Source organism: Pseudonocardia sp. (genome assembly GCF_025965585.1).
Lineage (GTDB): Bacteria > Actinomycetota > Actinomycetes > Mycobacteriales > Pseudonocardiaceae > Pseudonocardia.
Genome location: NZ_JAOPWR010000277.1, coordinates 1 through 14,041 on the forward strand (window position 1 = coordinate 1; position 14,041 = coordinate 14,041).

Here is a 14,041-nt window from a genome sequence, read left to right on the forward strand (position 1 = left end):
TCCACTCGGAGAACCTCTCCATCCCCGCTCCCTCGGTGATGCGCCTCTCGCGCTACGTCCGCGTGCCCTACCGCCGCGCCGTCCCGATGACGAGGGCGGGTGTGCTGCGCCGCGACCTGCGCCGCTGCGCCTACTGCGGCCGTCGCGCCGACACCATCGACCATGTGGTCCCGCGCAGCCGCGGCGGTGAGCACAGCTGGGAGAACTGCGTGGCGGCGTGCCGCCAGTGCAACTCCCGCAAGGCCGACAAGATGCTCGACGAGATCGGCTGGAGCCTCACCACCCCTCCGCGTGCCCCGAACCGGGCCGCCGGCGGCGTCCTGGTGCTGGCGGTGGAGCCGCTCCCGGCGTGGGAACCGTGGCTGGGCGTAGCGGCGTAGAGCCCCTGGGTCTCACCTGATCAGGGGGCAGCTGGCGGTGTGGGCGACCCGACGCGCCCGGTGGTGTTCATCTCGCGCGTAACACCATGACGATGGGCTCGATGGTGGCACGGAGGCCGCCGCTGCCCGGTCCACCGACTACGGCAGTCCGGGCAGCGGCCGCCGGACGACGGTGCCTCCCTTCACCTGGTCAGACCGAGGAGATTCCACGCACCGTGTCGATCCGCGAGGATGTTCCCTCCACTGTGGACAGTCGGCCGGAGGAGGGTGTCGGCCGCTTCGGAGTGCTCGCCGGCCCGCTTGCTCGGCGCGGAACGCTGGATCCGCGACCGCCGCCGCGACGCTGTGGCTGCTGGCGCCCGCGCACCACCCGGACGCGGCGGAGTACCGGGCGTGGATCCGGGAGGTCGCCGGCGCGTTGCAGGGCGTGGCCGCCACAGTCGTCCTGGAGTCGGATGCGGTGCCGCACGAGGTCTCGGGCTGGGGCCGCGTCGAGGGGCGGCCCGAGCTCCTCACCGTCGCCGTCGAGGTGCTCAAGGCGGCTGGCCCCGTCGCCGTGTACGTGGACGCCGGCAACCCGGGTTTCGTCACCGACACGGGAGCCATCGCCGACGCCCTGAAGCGCAGCGGCGTCGGGAGGGCGACGGCTTCGCCCTCAACGTGGCCAACTACTACCCGACGCCGGACGTCCTGACCTACGGCCGCGCGGTCTCGGCCGCCGTCGGCGGCAAGCCGTTCGTGGTGGACACCAGCCGCAACGGCTACGGCCGCCCCGACGGCGACACCGTCAACGGCGCCCCGTCGTTCTGTAATCCCCCCGGCCGCGCCCTCGGCGTGGTGCCCACGACAAAGACGGGCGAGGCATCCGTGGACGCGTACCTGTGGATCAAGCGGGTGGGCGAGTCCGACGGCGTCTGCCGCCCGGTGAGCCCGAGGCCGGGCAGTGGTGGGCGGACTACGCCCTGGCGCTGGTGCCGAAGTAGGCGGCGCGGCACACTTCGGCCGTAGCCGAGGCGATCCAGCAGTCCGAGCTGCGTGACGATCACGCGGAGCGACGGGTGCAACGTCACGCGGGTCGGGGCATCGCTGACGTTGCGTCGGCAGTGACCACCGAGCTCCACAGGCCGAGTGATCGGCGCCGGTGCAACAGCGCACAGGTTGGGGCCTGCGTGGGATTGCGCGGACCGTGATCATGCTGAGTCACGCCGGAGCCGTAACCCCTTATGTGCTGGACGCTCTGAGTCGCAGGGTTTTGTGGCCTTGCCGCTAGGGCCGGTGGGCGGGGCCTGCTGAGAGACTCGACGGCGTGTCCCGCCTCCTGGTCGCCCTCCTCGCGCTGGTGCTGCTCGCCGGCTGCGCGGCGCCCACGACGGTCCTGTCGCAGACCGACCTGTTCGTCGACCCCACCTCTCCGGCTGCGACGCAGGCCGTCGCGTGGAAGGCGGCCGGGCGCACCGCCGACGCCGACGCGATGCGCGTGATCGCCGCCCAGCCCATCGCGCAGTGGCTCACCTCGCCCACCGGCCAGCAGGCCCCCGTCGTGGCCGACGAGGTGAAGCGGGCCCGCGTCGCCGGCAAGACGCCGTTCTTCGTGGCCTACCACGTGCCGTTCCGCGACTGCGGCAGCTTCTCCGGTGGCGGCGCGACCTCGTCCGACGACTACCGCGCCTGGATCCGCGAGGTGGCGGGCGCACTGGGCGGCGGCCCCGCCCTCGTCGTGCTGGAGCCGGACGCGGTGCCGCACGAGATCACGGGCTGTGCGCATCCGGTGGATGCCGGTGAGCGTTCGGCTCTGCTGGCCGACGCGATCGGTGTGCTCGACGGCGCGGGCGCGAAGGTCTACCTGGACGCGGGTAACCCCGGCTTCGTCACCGACCCCGGCCAGATCGCCGACGCCCTGCGCCGCAGCGGGGTGGACAGGGCGGCGGGCTTCTCGCTGAACGTGGCGAACTTCTGGCCGACGCCCGACGTGGTGGCGTACGGGAAGGCCGTGTCCGCGGCGCTCGGGGGTGCGCACTTCGTGGTGGACACCAGCCGAAACGGCAACGGCAGGCCGGACGGGGACACGGTGAACGGCGGCCCGGCCTTCTGCAACCCCCCGGGCCGGAAGCTGGGCCAGGCGGCGACCCAGGCGACGGGGGAACCGCTGGTGGACGCGTATCTGTGGGTGAAGCGGGTGGGGGAGTCGGACGGTTCGTGTCGTCCCGGTGAGCCGGCGGCGGGACAATGGTGGCCCGAATACGCGTTGGCGCTGGCCGGCGGTTAGCTCGTGTTGCCGATCACCGCGTTCAGTCACTGACGTAGCGCATTCGGGTGGCCGGAGTCGGGCGATCAGGAACATCGGTCGCACTATGGATGTCGATCACCACGCGATCATCATTTTCGGGAGTTGTCTTCGCAGCTCAGCGCGCCACGGAAGGTACTGCCCCAACTGCCTGAATTGCGACATCGAGGGCGGGTATCGAGGTCTTCGGTCACGCCGCAACAGTTCCGGTCGCCCCCGTAACAATGTCCGCACCCGAATCGAAGGGTACGTGTCGGTGCTGGAACACTCGCCTCCCATCATCGGAGTTTGCGCAGCGGCGGGCCGCTCGAGTGTGGATATTGATGTGATTATCCGCTCCCCGGAGGTTTCTTGATCGGCACTTAGCATGTCGCCACGCGCGATCTCGGAATAGATCCCGCGCGTGCGGTGCGCAGGTTGATCTCGTCGGGTCTGTTCGGTCGCCACGTGATGTACGAACGGGGCGGTGGATACCATCTCGCCGGGCGCGCCCTGGGTGAGGTCGTCCACGACGGCCGGCAGGCGCGGTCCACCCGCGCCGCCGGCGGGTCGTGCCTCGAGCGGAGCTGGACCGGCACCCCGTGGGCGGCGATCTCTGCGGCGATCGAGCACGTCGGCGTCGAGGATGCACCGGTCTACGGGTTCGCCTGCTTCGATCTGGCCGCGCAGATCGGCACCGGGACATCACCCGTCGATCAGGACGCGACGTTCGCCCACATGATCGTCCCGGGTCTCGAGGTCGAGATCTCCGCGGGGCGCGGGTGGTGCGTGCGGTGGAGCCCGAGATCCTCGACGCGGTGGCCGGCGAGGCGAACGGGCTGTGGGGCGCCGACACCTCCGGGCGGGGCAGTCCGTCCCAGCACCTGCGCCCCCCTCGGCGCGGCCCGCCGGGTGCGCGCCCGGCACGACGCGCATCGGCACACCGAGAGCCGCTGGACGGCGGCCCACCTCGACGTGGCGTCGGCGGCCGATGTCGCCGCGGCGTACACCCTCACGACCGGAGGATGAGCGGCCTGGTCAGGAGTTGCTCGAGCGTTGTGAACCCGGGCCGGCGAGCACGCCCCCGGTTGCGTCGGGGCGGATGTCGACCGACGAACAGAGGTGCTTGGCGTTCATGAGGTCGACGATCGCGGGCAGGGCCTGAACGATCAGGTCGGCCGAGGCGATCTCCCCGTCGTGCATCGCGACGATCGCGTCGGGGCGGATTCCGGGGCTGACGTTCTGCACCACGTCGGTGGGTGTCACACCGGTCTCGGTGTCCTTGCTGTCGATGATGTTGCCGGACTCGTCGTCCGACCACGGCATCACCAGGCGCAGTCCCTGTCGCTGGGCGGCCTGGTCGACCACCGCGTTCACCGAGCCGTACGGAGGCCGGTACTCGACAGGTCGTGGTGCCCCGGCCGCCATGATCGTCCGAGTGGTCCTGAGCAGCTCGGTGTCGATCTCCGAGGGCCCCCAGGGAGAACGTCGCGTACCGGTGAGGTCCACCCCGGTCACGAGGTTGAAGTGGTGATAGGAGTGGTTCTGGACGCTGTGCCCCTCAGCCACCTCGCGTCTGATGAGGTCCTCGTTGCCCGCGATGTGGTCGCCGATGACGAAGAACGTGGCGCGCAGGTTGAGCGCTGCGAGGTGATTGAGCAGGAGCGAGGTGCCGGGCCCAGGGCCGTCGTCGAAGGTCAGAAAGACCCGGCCGCCGGAGCAGTCGTTGTCCTGCGGCCGAGCTGCGGCGTCACTTGTCACGGCAGCCGGACGGGCGGGTCCGGGGGTGCCGGGGCCGGCGCTGCCGCCCGGCCAGTTCAGCACGGCCGCGAGTACGACGGTCGCCACGGCCGCGACGAACGCGAGCCACGCCCACGGCCGGCGGTCCGAGCCCCGGTTCTGCGGGTTTGCGGGCATGAGGACCTCTCTGGTCAGCCGGCAACGAGGGAGCCGACGCGGTTGACGAATCCCCAGCGGTTCGACTCGTCGGTGGCGACGTTCCAGACGAACGCGCCACGAATGTCGGGATGCGCCGACCGGACGGTGTTCCAGGTGCTGACGCACTGGTCGGTGGTCATGTAGTCGCCGGGGTTGTTGACGCCGAACCCGATGCACAGCTTGTCGGCGCCCACCAGGTCCACCCACTGGCCGATGTCACCGGTGATGTAGTCGGGGGTGGCCAGCCCGGCGCCGTCGTAGTACTGGGGACCGCAGAGATCCAGGAGGCCGGCGGTCACCATCGCCTTGCAGAACGCGCGGTCGGTGAGCTTCCACGGGGCGGGCGGGGCGGTGATGGCGAAGCTCTGGCCGTAAGCCGACTTCAGCTGGCTGCTGATCCAGGAATACTCCGTGAGGTTCGGCGTCGCGTCGGCCTCGAAGGTGTTGAGATCGACGCCGTCGATCCCGCCGAGGCCGTCGACGATGCCGCGCACGCTGGTGACGAACCGGCTTGAGGTGGCGCGGGAGTCGAACACGATGCCACCGCCGGCGCCGCCCACGGACAACACGATGCTGCGCCCCTGGGTCGAGCGGGCGGCGGCGATGTCGGCGACGAGGTTCTGTTGTGCTCCACGCCCGTTCCCAGCCGGATCGAGCACCACCTCTCCCGGGGCCCCTCGCGGGACACCGGCGAACAGGTAGACCAGGTTGAACCCTGCCGGCAGGTCCCGCAGCCGGATCGCGTCCGGTTGCGACAGCGGCCAATAGCCGCCGACCACCTTCCGGGGCAGCCCCCGCCCGCGTGCTGCCTGAATCCGGCTCACGCCGATGTGCTGGGCCTGCTCGTCGACCGCGGGGGTGACGGCGGCGGTGGTGGGCGACGTGGTCGTCGTGGCCGCGGTGCGACGGGCCGACGTGGGCGAGACGGTGGGCGTCGACGGCAGGTCCAGCAGCGACGGGCCGACCGTCTGGGGTGCGCCGCACGAGGTCGCCACCATCCCGAGTCCGACGATGCCGAGGAGGTGGCGCCGTGAGATCGGGGGCGTGCTGTGGTTGTTCATGCCGTCCGGTTCTAGGGGAGCGTGTTGACGAGCCGGTAGACGAGCCACTGGTCGCGTGCCGGTCCGGTGGGCTGCACCAGCGGGTCCTTCTCGTAGTCGGCGCTGAGGGCGAGTGCGGCGAGCAGGACGTCCTGGCCCGGGCTCGCGGTGCTGACCGACCGCAACACGATGACCTGGTGGCGGCGCTCGGCGACGGCCGCACGGACCGCTGCGGTGCCCTGCGCGTACAGCGTGCTCGTCGCCTCCCACCGCACGCCCGTGACGGTGTCGCGCGAGTGGTAGGCGAACACGTCGGAGGCGACCGACAGGTAGACGCCCGGTTGTGGGTGTGCCTGGATGTCGGACATCACGACGGTGACATCGGACCACTGGTGGAACAGCGCATCCGACCGGGAGAACTCGGGAAGCAGCGCGAGCACCAGGATCACGACGACCGGTGCCGCCCGGAACAGCTGCCGGGACAGGACGGTGAGCGCGTACCCCGCCAGGGGAGCCAGGAGCAGCGCCGCATAGGCGTTGTGCTGGTTGAAGGAGGTGGCGCCGCCGGTCGTCAGCTGGACCACCGGTACCGCCACGCCGCCGATGAGGAGCCCGCACGCGGCGGCCGCCCGACCGACCGTGCCGGTCCGCACGGCCTGGACCGCACCCGCGACGGCCAGCACGAGGAGCAACCCCATGTCCAGTGCCGCTTCCGCCCCCAGGGTCCCGCTGCTCTGTCCCGCGACCGGCGTGACCAGCGATGCGGCGGCGGTCGCGATCCCGACGCGGATCTGGCTGCCGGCCGCGAGGTAGAGCCCGCCGAGCAGGCCCGCGGCCACGGCGAGAGCGATCGCCGGCCGACGTCGGACCGGTACTTCGCCCGGCGGCACCAGTAGCGTCGTCAGCAGCACGGCGGGCGCGAACAGCACGGCGACGTAGCCGACCGCCGCGGCCAGTGCGACGAGCGCGCCGGTGATCGCCGCGGATACCGAGGACCGGTTGGCGACCCCCGTTCGCACCGCGACGGCCAGCAGTGCGAGGCAGGCGGCGTCGGGGGTGGCGAGCGATCCGACGAACACCACCGGGGCGGTGAGGGCGAACGCGTACGCGGTCAGCAGGCCGATGCGGTTCGAGGCGGTGGCCCGGGCCGCGGCCGACCCGAGCGCGACCACGGCGACGACGACGCACACCAGGCTGAACAGCCGCGCGAGGCGCAGCCCACCGACCGCGTCCAGGGCGGCGGCGCCGACCGGGTAGAGCCCGGGGACACCGGACGGAGCGGGTCCGCTGTTGACCGCGGGCCCGCCTGCGAACCACTGCAGCAGGAGATCCCGACCGACGGCGATGGTGTGGGCCTCGTCGATGAAGGCCGTGTTGCTCAGTCGGGCCGACATCGCGACGGTGACGACGACGACCGCGACCATCGGCAGCCGGCCGATCCAGACCCTGGACCGGACGCCCCGCCACCGCGGGGGGAGGTACTCCCCGACGGCCTCCTGCCACGTCGGTCGCACGTAACCGGTGGGTCGCGCCGACCGCGTACCGACGACGCCGGTGCCCTGGCTCATCGCCGCCTGCCGTGATCAGGACGTTCGCGGGACACGATCGGGTTGGCAGGTCGCTTCGGGATCAGCCGGTACAGCGACAGACCGACGATGGCCAGCGTCAACGCGGTGAAGACCCACGAGGTCGCCATGAACCCGTCGTGCACCATCTGCAGCAGCTGCCCGGGGAAGGACCCACTGTCGTCAGCACCGGTCATGGGTGTCCCCTCACACGATCCAGATGGATTCGGTGCTCCGCAGGTGCCGCACGAGGGCCCGCCAGTACACCCAGAGCTGGACCGAGTCGTAGATCCACAGCGGCAGCAGCAACGCCGCGAACAGCCGGGCCCGCCCGCCCGCCTTCCAGGTCGATACCACCTGGTCGAGCACGAAGACCGGGAGGAGCGCCAGCCACGTCAGCTGGAAGGCGACGGACTCGAACGTAAGTGCGTAGGCCCAGAACAGCACCATCACCAGGGGGATGACCGAGCGGAGGTAGGTCCAGACCTGGATGGCCCACGCCTTGCGCGTGTGCTGAACCCAGCCGTACATAGACAGGGTGTCCAGCGTGCCGCGCTGCCAGCGCAGCCGCTGCGTGATCCACGCCCCCCAGGTGGTCATCACGTCGGTGACGACGGTGCAGTCGCGGGCGTTGAGCGGCTCGTAGCCGATGCGTTTGAGGGCGACCGTCAGCTCGTAGTCCTCGGTGAGCGACTCCTGGTGGTAGATCCACCCGCGCGGCCCGGGCAGGGCCGGTGACCCCCGCAGCTCGGCGACCGCCAGCAGCGCCTCCACCGTGAACATGCACGCCGCCCCGGACAGCACGTGGATCCGGCCGCCGTGGCTGTGGACGGTGTGCAGGCCCTGCGCGTACTCGACCCGCTGCAGCAGACCGATGACGCTGGCGTCGTCCCGGGCCCGGTAGGAGCCGCTGACCGCACCCCGCCGGGGCGAGAACGCCAGGTAGCGCAGTCCCGTGTCGATGAAGTCAGGCATCAGCTGGCTGTCGGCGTCCATGGACAACACGACGTCGCCGCGCTGCAGGCCGGGCAGTACCGACCGGAGCGCGAAGTTCAGCGCACCGGCCTTCTTGTGCTTGTTGCCGACGGTCTCCACGACCTCGGCGCCCGCCGACCGGGCCAACGCCGCCGTGGCATCCGTGCAGTTGTCGGCGACCACGATGATCCGGTCCGGTCGTCGGGTCTGGCCCTGCAGCGACCGCACGGTCTGCACGATGCCGTCCTGCTCGTCGTGGGCGGGGACCAGCGCGACGACCCGGGAGGTGCGCAGTGACACCGCTGCGACGCCGATGCCGCCTGCGGTGACCACCGTCGGTGCCTCGGCCGGGGCGGCGGGCCGCACCATCATCGGCAGAGCCTCAGCACGGTGCGGGTATGCCACCCGGTGCCGCGGCGGGGAAGCCGGCGCCTGCCTGATGACGGTGCGGCGGAGCACCGCCGGCAGCGCAGTCGTCGGCTCGTCCCTCACGGGCAGTACGGTCGTCGGCTCGTCCTGCACGGGCGGCGCTGCCGGCGGTACCGGTCGGGGGCGAGGCGAGGGCACGGTGCGACGCGTCGCCGGCAACACCGTGGTGTGGCCGTCGACCGCATGCCGACCGAGCCGCTGCGTCGCCTCGGTGGACGACGTTCGCTGCGCCGGAAGGCGTAACGGGGCGAAGGCGGTGGTCGCGTCGTCCACCGCGGCGTGCCGGCCCCGTTGGTCAGGGACCCGCGCTGGCGCGTGCTTCACGATCGAGCGACCTCCTAGACACGGCACACGCGAATCGCGAGACGACTCGTCGCGTGTGCGCTCGTCGGGAAACAGGCCGACGAGGCGGGGGAGCTTTCGAACTTCAGATTCGCATCCCGATACAACGTTGTTACACGATGCGATCGGTACAGCCGGCGCAGATCCGGCACGGTCGAGGTCAGTACGCGCCGCCGCCGCTGAGGACGGCGCGGGCGGTGCGGGCGAGGATCGTGACGTCGAGCGCGGGGGGCCAGGCCTCGATGTAGTGCAGGTCGAGACGGACGTACTCGTCCCAGGTGAGGTCGCTGCGGCCACTGACCTGCCAGAGGCCGGTCATGCCGGGCTTGACGGCGAGACGCCGGGCCGTGGCGGTGTCATAAACGGCCACTTCGCGGGGCAGCGCGGGCCGGGGGCCGACGAGCGACATCGAGCCGGCGACGACGTTGAACAGCTGGGGGAGCGATGGCCGCGGTGGGGCGCTGCGAGGGGACACGCGTCGAGCAGCGCAGGCGTGGGGCGGCCGAGTGATCGAGGAGACCGGCCTGACCGGGGTGCGCTGCCCTGTCCGCGGGTCAGCCGGCTCGCACCGCGCCGAGCAGCTCCACCAGGGCCGCCCACGACCCTGCCGCCCTGTCCTTCGCGCTGATCACCGACACCGGCAGCGGCCAGCGGATGTCCAGCTCCGGGTCGTCGTAGCGCACCGAGAGGTCCTCGCCGGGCGAGTGTTCGCGGTCGATGCGGTAGCAGATGTCGGCCTGCTCGCTGAGTGCCTGGAAGCCGTGCAGGATGCCCGGCGGCACGTAGAGATGCACGAATGTGGTGTCGTCCAGTGTCACGCTCATCTGCTGCCCGAACGTCGGCGACGAGGGCCGGGCGTCCACCAGCACGTCCAGCACCGCCCCCCGCGCGCACCGCACCAGTTTCGACTCGCCCCGCCCGCCCCGGCCGTGCAGGCCCCGGATCGTGCCCCGGCGCGACCGCGACTGGCTGTCCTGCACGAACTCTTCGGGGCGGAGCCCGTGTGCCCGCGCGACGGCGCTGTCGAACGTTCGCGTGAAGAAGCCCCGGTCGTCGTGGTGCGGCGTCGGCACGAACAGAAGTACCCCAGCCAGCGACATCTCGCGTGCCTCCATGGACGGGGAGTCGGCCGACCGCGGAGAAACGTTATTCCGTGCGTCGCGACGCTCGTCGGCCACGGGTAACGAACGTCGTCGGACGAACGAGAACTCCCCGGTAACGGGCCACCCTGACCTGCTGGAACCGGTCATCGTGTCAGCCCTGCCAACCGACGCCGAGCATCCCGGAGGCCGCCGCCCGTGCTGACAGACAACGAGGTCCTGGCGGACAACGTTCACACCGTGGTCCCGTCCACCGCATGCCGGCTCTGCGGCTCGCCCGAGATGCGCAGCTTTCTCGACCTGGGCGCGACCCCGCCGTGCGAGCTCTTTCTGACGGCAGAAGCCGCGGAACGTCCGGAGGTCACGTATCCGCTGCACGTGCGGGTCTGTGACCGGTGTCTGCTCGCGCAGCTCCCTCCGATGATCACACCGGAGGAGACGTTCACCGAGTACGCCTACTTCTCGTCCTACTCCACGTCATGGGTCGATCACGCGAAGCGGTTCGTCGACAGTGCTGTGGAGCGCTTGGGGCTGGGCCAGGATTCCTTCGTCGTCGAGGTGGCCAGCAACGACGGCTACCTGCTCCAGCACGTCGTGCAGCGCTGGATCCGCTGTCTCGGGATCGAGCCGTCCGTCAACGTGGGGGAGGCCGCCCGTGAGAAGGGCGTGCCGACGCTCACGGCGTTCCTCACCCCGGAGAGCGCCACCGCGGTGCGGGCTTCGCACGGCGGGGCCGACCTCGTGTGCCTCAACAACGTCTACGCGCACATCCCGGACGTCGTGGGCTTCACCCAGGGCCTGCGCACACTCGTGGCCGACAACGGGTGGGTGTCGATCGAGGTGCAGCACCTGCTGACCCTGGTCGAGCGCACCCAGTTCGACACGGTCTACCACGAGCACTTCCAGTACTACACGCTCCTGACCGGGCAGCGGGCGTTGGCGTCAGGCGGCCTGACCCTGGTGGACGTGGAGGTCCTCGACACCCACGGCGGGTCGATCCGCATGTGGGCGCGGCCGTCGGAGATCGCCGGCGAGCCGTCCCGGGCGGTACGTGACGTGCTCGCCGCGGAGGAGGCCGCGGGCCTGCACTCGGCGGAGGGACACGACGGGTTCGCACGGGCGGTGTCCAAGGTCCGCGACGACCTGATGACCTTCCTGATCAACGCGCGACGCGCGGGAAGGACGGTGGTCGGCTACGGGGCGCCCGGCAAGGGCAACACGTTGCTGAACTACTGCGGGATCCGCCCGGACCTGCTGCGGTACACGGTGGACCGCAACCCCTACAAGCACGGCCGGTTCACCCCGGGAACACGCATCCCGGTGCTGGCGCCCGAGCAGATAGCACTCGACGAACCCGACTACGTGCTCGTGCTGCCGTGGAATCTGCGCAGCGAGCTGATCGAACAGCTCGCCTACGTCCGTGAGTGGGGTGGCCGGCTGGTCTTCCCCATCCCGGCCCTCGAGATCGTCTGAGCTTTGCTCAACCTGCTGCCTGAGCGTCTCGACCGGATGCTGCTTCTGGGCGCCCACTGCGACGACATCGCGATCGGGGCGGGTGGTGCTCTTCTCGAGCTGTGCCGGGCCCATCCCGGTGTGATCGTGTCGGTGCTGATCCTCACCGGTGGGGGGTCGCTGCGGGAGGAGGAGGAACGCGCTGCGCTCGCCGCCTTCTGCCCCGGAGCGAAACTCGAGATCGCCGTACTCGACCTTCCCGACGGCCGGGTTCCGACGCGCTGGGAGCGCGCCAAGCACGCGCTGGAGGAGATGCGGGATCTCGGCGAGCCCGATCTGATCTTCGCCCCGTCGCCCCACGACGCCCATCAGGACCACCGCACGCTGGCCCGTCTCGTCCCCACCGCGTTCCGCGACCATCTGACGCTGGGCTACGAGATCCTCAAGTGGGAGGGCGACCTGGCCCAGCCGACCGCCTACCTGCCGCTCTCCGAGCCGGTGCTGCGGGAGAAGATCGTCAAACTGCACGAGCACTACGGGTCCCAGCGCGACCGCACCTGGTTCGACGAGGAGGCGTTCAGCGGGCTCGCCCGGGTCCGGGGCGTCCAGTGCCACGCCCGGTACGCAGAGGCGTTCAACGTCTCCAAGCTGGTCCTCGGTGTCGCGCCGCTCCTGGGGCTGGACCCGATGGGGTAACAGCGACCGTCCTTCGCCCGAGCACGTAGGCGTAACCACCGCGGAAGGACCCATCTCGTGCGCGTTCTCCTGACCGGCCATCAGGGCTACCTGGGCACCGTCATGGCTCCGATCCTGGCGGCAGCCGGTCACGAGGTCACAGGGCTCGACAGCGGGCTCTTCGCCTCCGCGGTACTGGGCCGACTCGACGTGCCCGACGTCCCGGGCCTGTCCACCGACCTGCGCGACGTCACCGTCGAGCAGCTGCGGGGGTTCGATGCCGTCGTCCACATGGCGGCGTTGTCGAACGACCCCCTCGGTTCCCTCGCCCCGGAGATCACCTTCGACATCAACCACCACGCGTCCACCCGGCTCGCCCGGCTCGCCCGGGACGCCGGTGTCCGGCGTTTCGCCTACGCCTCGACGTGCTCGGTGTACGGCGCCCAGTCCGGTGATCACCTCGTCGACGAGGACGCTCCGCTCAAGCCGGTCACGCCCTACGCCATCTCCAAGGTGCGCGTCGAGGACGACCTGGTGGATCTGGCCGACAGCGACTTCGTGCCCGTGTCGTTGCGCAACGCCACGGCGTTCGGGTTCTCCCCTCGGCTGCGGGCCGACATCGTGCTCAACAACCTCGTCGGGCACGCCGTCCTCTCCGGCATCGTCAAGGTCCTCTCCGACGGCACACCGTGGCGGCCTCTCGCCCATGCCGACGACATCGCGGGCGCGGTCGTCGCTGCGCTCGCCGCCCCCGATGACGTCGTGCGGGCGCGAGCCTTCAACGTCGGTACGGAGACGAACAACAGGACCGTCGCCGAGATCGCAGAGGCTGTCGTCGAGGCGGTGCCCGGTTCCGAGCTGTTGGTCACCGGTGAAGCGGGCAACGATCCCCGCTCGTACCGCGTCGACTTCTCGCGTGCGCGCAACGAACTCGGCTTCGAAGCGACCTGGACCATCCCTGCCGGTGCCCAGCAGCTCGCGGACGAGTACCGCGCACGGGGGCTGACGCAGGACGCCTTCGACAACCGCTTCACCCGGCTCGCCGTCCTGAGCGCTCGTCAACGGGCGGGCGAACTGGACGGGACCATGCGCGTCGTCAGCAGCCGAGTGACCTCCGACATCCTCACCGGTTGACGGCGGAACCGTGCCACTCGCGCCCGGATGCCGGTTGTTCGGCGGAACACGGAGAGCCTGATGGAAACGTTCAGCTGCCGATTCTGCGGGCAGCAGGACGGGGAGGTCGTACTCGATCTCGGGGAGCAGCCTGCCTGCGAGTACTTCCCGCCGATGTCGGACACGGCCACGGACCCCTTGTTCCCTCTCCGTCTGTGGTTGTGCGGCTCCTGCGGGCTCGCTCAGCTGCCCGACGACGCCGAGCTTCCGGACCAGCCCGAAGGGCGTGAACCGACCGCACTGGCCGAGCAGCGCCACGATGCGGTGCTCGCCGCGCACGCGGCGGGCCTGCTGCCCGCCGGGGCGACCGTGGCCGAGGGTGCGACGCCGCACGGCGGCTCGTGGCAGAGCGAGTTGGAGGAGCTCGGGCTGCGGCCGGCAGGTGACCGCACGCGGGCGGACGTGGTCGTCGACGGCTCGTTCGGGATGATGCACGCCATCGACCAGGGCGCCGCGCTCGACGCGCTGCTCGACATGCTGCTTCCCGACGGTGTGCTGCTGTTCCAGTTCCACACCCTCGGCGCGATCCTGCGTGAGGCCCAGTGGAACGCGATCCGGCTGGGGCACTACGCCTACTACTCGACGCCCGCGCTGCAGGGGATGCTCGCGACCCGCGGCCTGATCGTCACCGACGCCTGGTCCTTCCCGCTCTACGGCGGCACCGTGCTCCTCGCGGCCCGTCGAGGTGGCCGTCCGGCCCCGTCCGTCG

The 14,041-nt window shown here is 70.8% G+C and carries 14 protein-coding genes and 2 pseudogenes; 9 read left to right on the forward strand and 7 right to left on the reverse strand.

Going from position 1 to position 14,041, the window contains the following annotated elements:
- The 5 genes from JWR81_RS17425 to JWR81_RS17445 form a co-directional block, all read left to right on the forward strand.
- A partial coding sequence (locus JWR81_RS17425) for an HNH endonuclease (protein ID WP_297653369.1) occupies positions 1–380 on the forward strand: 380 nt, incomplete at its 5' end.
- A 172-nt stretch (positions 381–552) separates the two neighbouring features.
- Positions 553–1,074 (forward strand): glycoside hydrolase family 6 protein, encoded by a 522-nt coding sequence (locus JWR81_RS17430; RefSeq protein WP_297653372.1) that lies wholly within the window; start codon positions 553–555, stop codon positions 1,072–1,074.
- Positions 1,041–1,388, forward strand: coding sequence for a glycoside hydrolase family 6 protein (locus tag JWR81_RS17435; RefSeq protein ID WP_297653375.1), 348 nt, complete (start codon positions 1,041–1,043; stop codon positions 1,386–1,388). The genes JWR81_RS17430 and JWR81_RS17435 overlap by 34 nt, the downstream gene beginning before the upstream one ends.
- 298 nt (positions 1,389–1,686) lie before the next feature.
- On the forward strand, positions 1,687–2,646 hold the full coding sequence (locus tag JWR81_RS17440) for a glycoside hydrolase family 6 protein (protein WP_297653378.1): 960 nt from the start codon (positions 1,687–1,689) through the stop codon (positions 2,644–2,646).
- A gap of 465 nt (positions 2,647–3,111) precedes the next feature.
- Positions 3,112–3,672, forward strand: coding sequence for a hypothetical protein (locus tag JWR81_RS17445; protein ID WP_297653380.1), 561 nt, complete (start codon positions 3,112–3,114; stop codon positions 3,670–3,672).
- Positions 3,673–3,681: 9 nt separating this feature from the next.
- Here JWR81_RS17445 and JWR81_RS17450 read toward each other — a convergent pair whose 3' ends face one another.
- From JWR81_RS17450 to JWR81_RS17480, 7 genes and pseudogenes are all read right to left on the reverse strand, one after another.
- A complete protein-coding gene (locus JWR81_RS17450) occupies positions 3,682–4,560 on the reverse strand; it encodes a polysaccharide deacetylase family protein (protein WP_297653383.1) in 879 nt (292 codons plus the stop codon).
- 14 nt (positions 4,561–4,574) lie between these two features.
- Positions 4,575–5,642 carry a hypothetical protein gene (locus JWR81_RS17455; protein ID WP_297653386.1) on the reverse strand — a complete coding sequence of 356 codons (1,068 nt, stop codon included), beginning with the start codon at positions 5,640–5,642 and terminating at the stop codon, positions 4,575–4,577.
- An 11-nt stretch (positions 5,643–5,653) separates the two neighbouring features.
- Positions 5,654–7,189 (reverse strand): hypothetical protein, encoded by a 1,536-nt coding sequence (locus JWR81_RS17460; RefSeq protein WP_297653390.1) that lies wholly within the window; start codon positions 7,187–7,189, stop codon positions 5,654–5,656.
- Positions 7,186–7,383 carry a hypothetical protein gene (locus JWR81_RS17465; RefSeq protein WP_297653393.1) on the reverse strand — a complete coding sequence of 66 codons (198 nt, stop codon included), beginning with the start codon at positions 7,381–7,383 and terminating at the stop codon, positions 7,186–7,188. The genes JWR81_RS17460 and JWR81_RS17465 overlap by 4 nt, the downstream gene beginning before the upstream one ends.
- 10 nt (positions 7,384–7,393) lie before the next feature.
- The gene (locus JWR81_RS17470; RefSeq protein WP_297653396.1) at positions 7,394–8,533 is read right to left on the reverse strand and encodes a glycosyltransferase; all 1,140 of its coding nucleotides are present in this window, start codon (positions 8,531–8,533) and stop codon (positions 7,394–7,396) included.
- A 559-nt stretch (positions 8,534–9,092) separates the two neighbouring features.
- A pseudogene (locus JWR81_RS17475) lies at positions 9,093–9,374 on the reverse strand (sugar transferase); the annotation flags it as partial.
- A 112-nt stretch (positions 9,375–9,486) separates the two neighbouring features.
- Entirely contained in the window at positions 9,487–10,047 is a 561-nt protein-coding gene (locus JWR81_RS17480; RefSeq protein WP_297653399.1) for a dTDP-4-dehydrorhamnose 3,5-epimerase family protein, read from the reverse strand.
- Positions 10,048–10,230: 183 nt separating this feature from the next.
- Between JWR81_RS17480 and JWR81_RS17485 the strand changes: the two genes are divergently transcribed.
- From JWR81_RS17485 to JWR81_RS17500, 4 genes and pseudogenes are all read left to right on the forward strand, one after another.
- On the forward strand, positions 10,231–11,505 hold the full coding sequence (locus JWR81_RS17485; protein ID WP_297653402.1) for a class I SAM-dependent methyltransferase: 1,275 nt from the start codon (positions 10,231–10,233) through the stop codon (positions 11,503–11,505).
- A 3-nt stretch (positions 11,506–11,508) separates the two neighbouring features.
- Positions 11,509–12,180: a PIG-L deacetylase family protein gene (locus tag JWR81_RS17490; protein WP_297653405.1), complete on the forward strand. Its 672-nt coding sequence runs from the start codon at positions 11,509–11,511 to the stop codon at positions 12,178–12,180.
- A gap of 57 nt (positions 12,181–12,237) precedes the next feature.
- On the forward strand, positions 12,238–13,293 hold the full coding sequence (locus JWR81_RS17495) for an NAD(P)-dependent oxidoreductase (protein ID WP_297653408.1): 1,056 nt from the start codon (positions 12,238–12,240) through the stop codon (positions 13,291–13,293).
- 60 nt (positions 13,294–13,353) lie between these two features.
- Positions 13,354–14,041 (forward strand): annotated as a pseudogene (locus tag JWR81_RS17500) (transferase); the annotation flags it as partial.

Excerpts from the sequence above, each read along its gene's own strand:
- JWR81_RS17455 (WP_297653386.1), bottom strand. The coding sequence starts at position 5,642 with ATGAACAACCACAGCACGCCCCCGATCTCACGGCGCCACCTCCTCGGC.
- JWR81_RS17465 (WP_297653393.1), bottom strand. The coding sequence starts at position 7,383 with ATGACCGGTGCTGACGACAGTGGGTCCTTCCCCGGGCAGCTGCTGCAG.
- JWR81_RS17480 (WP_297653399.1), bottom strand. The coding sequence starts at position 10,047 with ATGGAGGCACGCGAGATGTCGCTGGCTGGGGTACTTCTGTTCGTGCCG.
- JWR81_RS17460 (WP_297653390.1), bottom strand. The coding sequence starts at position 7,189 with ATGAGCCAGGGCACCGGCGTCGTCGGTACGCGGTCGGCGCGACCCACC.
- JWR81_RS17450 (WP_297653383.1), bottom strand. The coding sequence starts at position 4,560 with ATGCCCGCAAACCCGCAGAACCGGGGCTCGGACCGCCGGCCGTGGGCG.
- JWR81_RS17470 (WP_297653396.1), bottom strand. The coding sequence starts at position 8,533 with ATGATGGTGCGGCCCGCCGCCCCGGCCGAGGCACCGACGGTGGTCACC.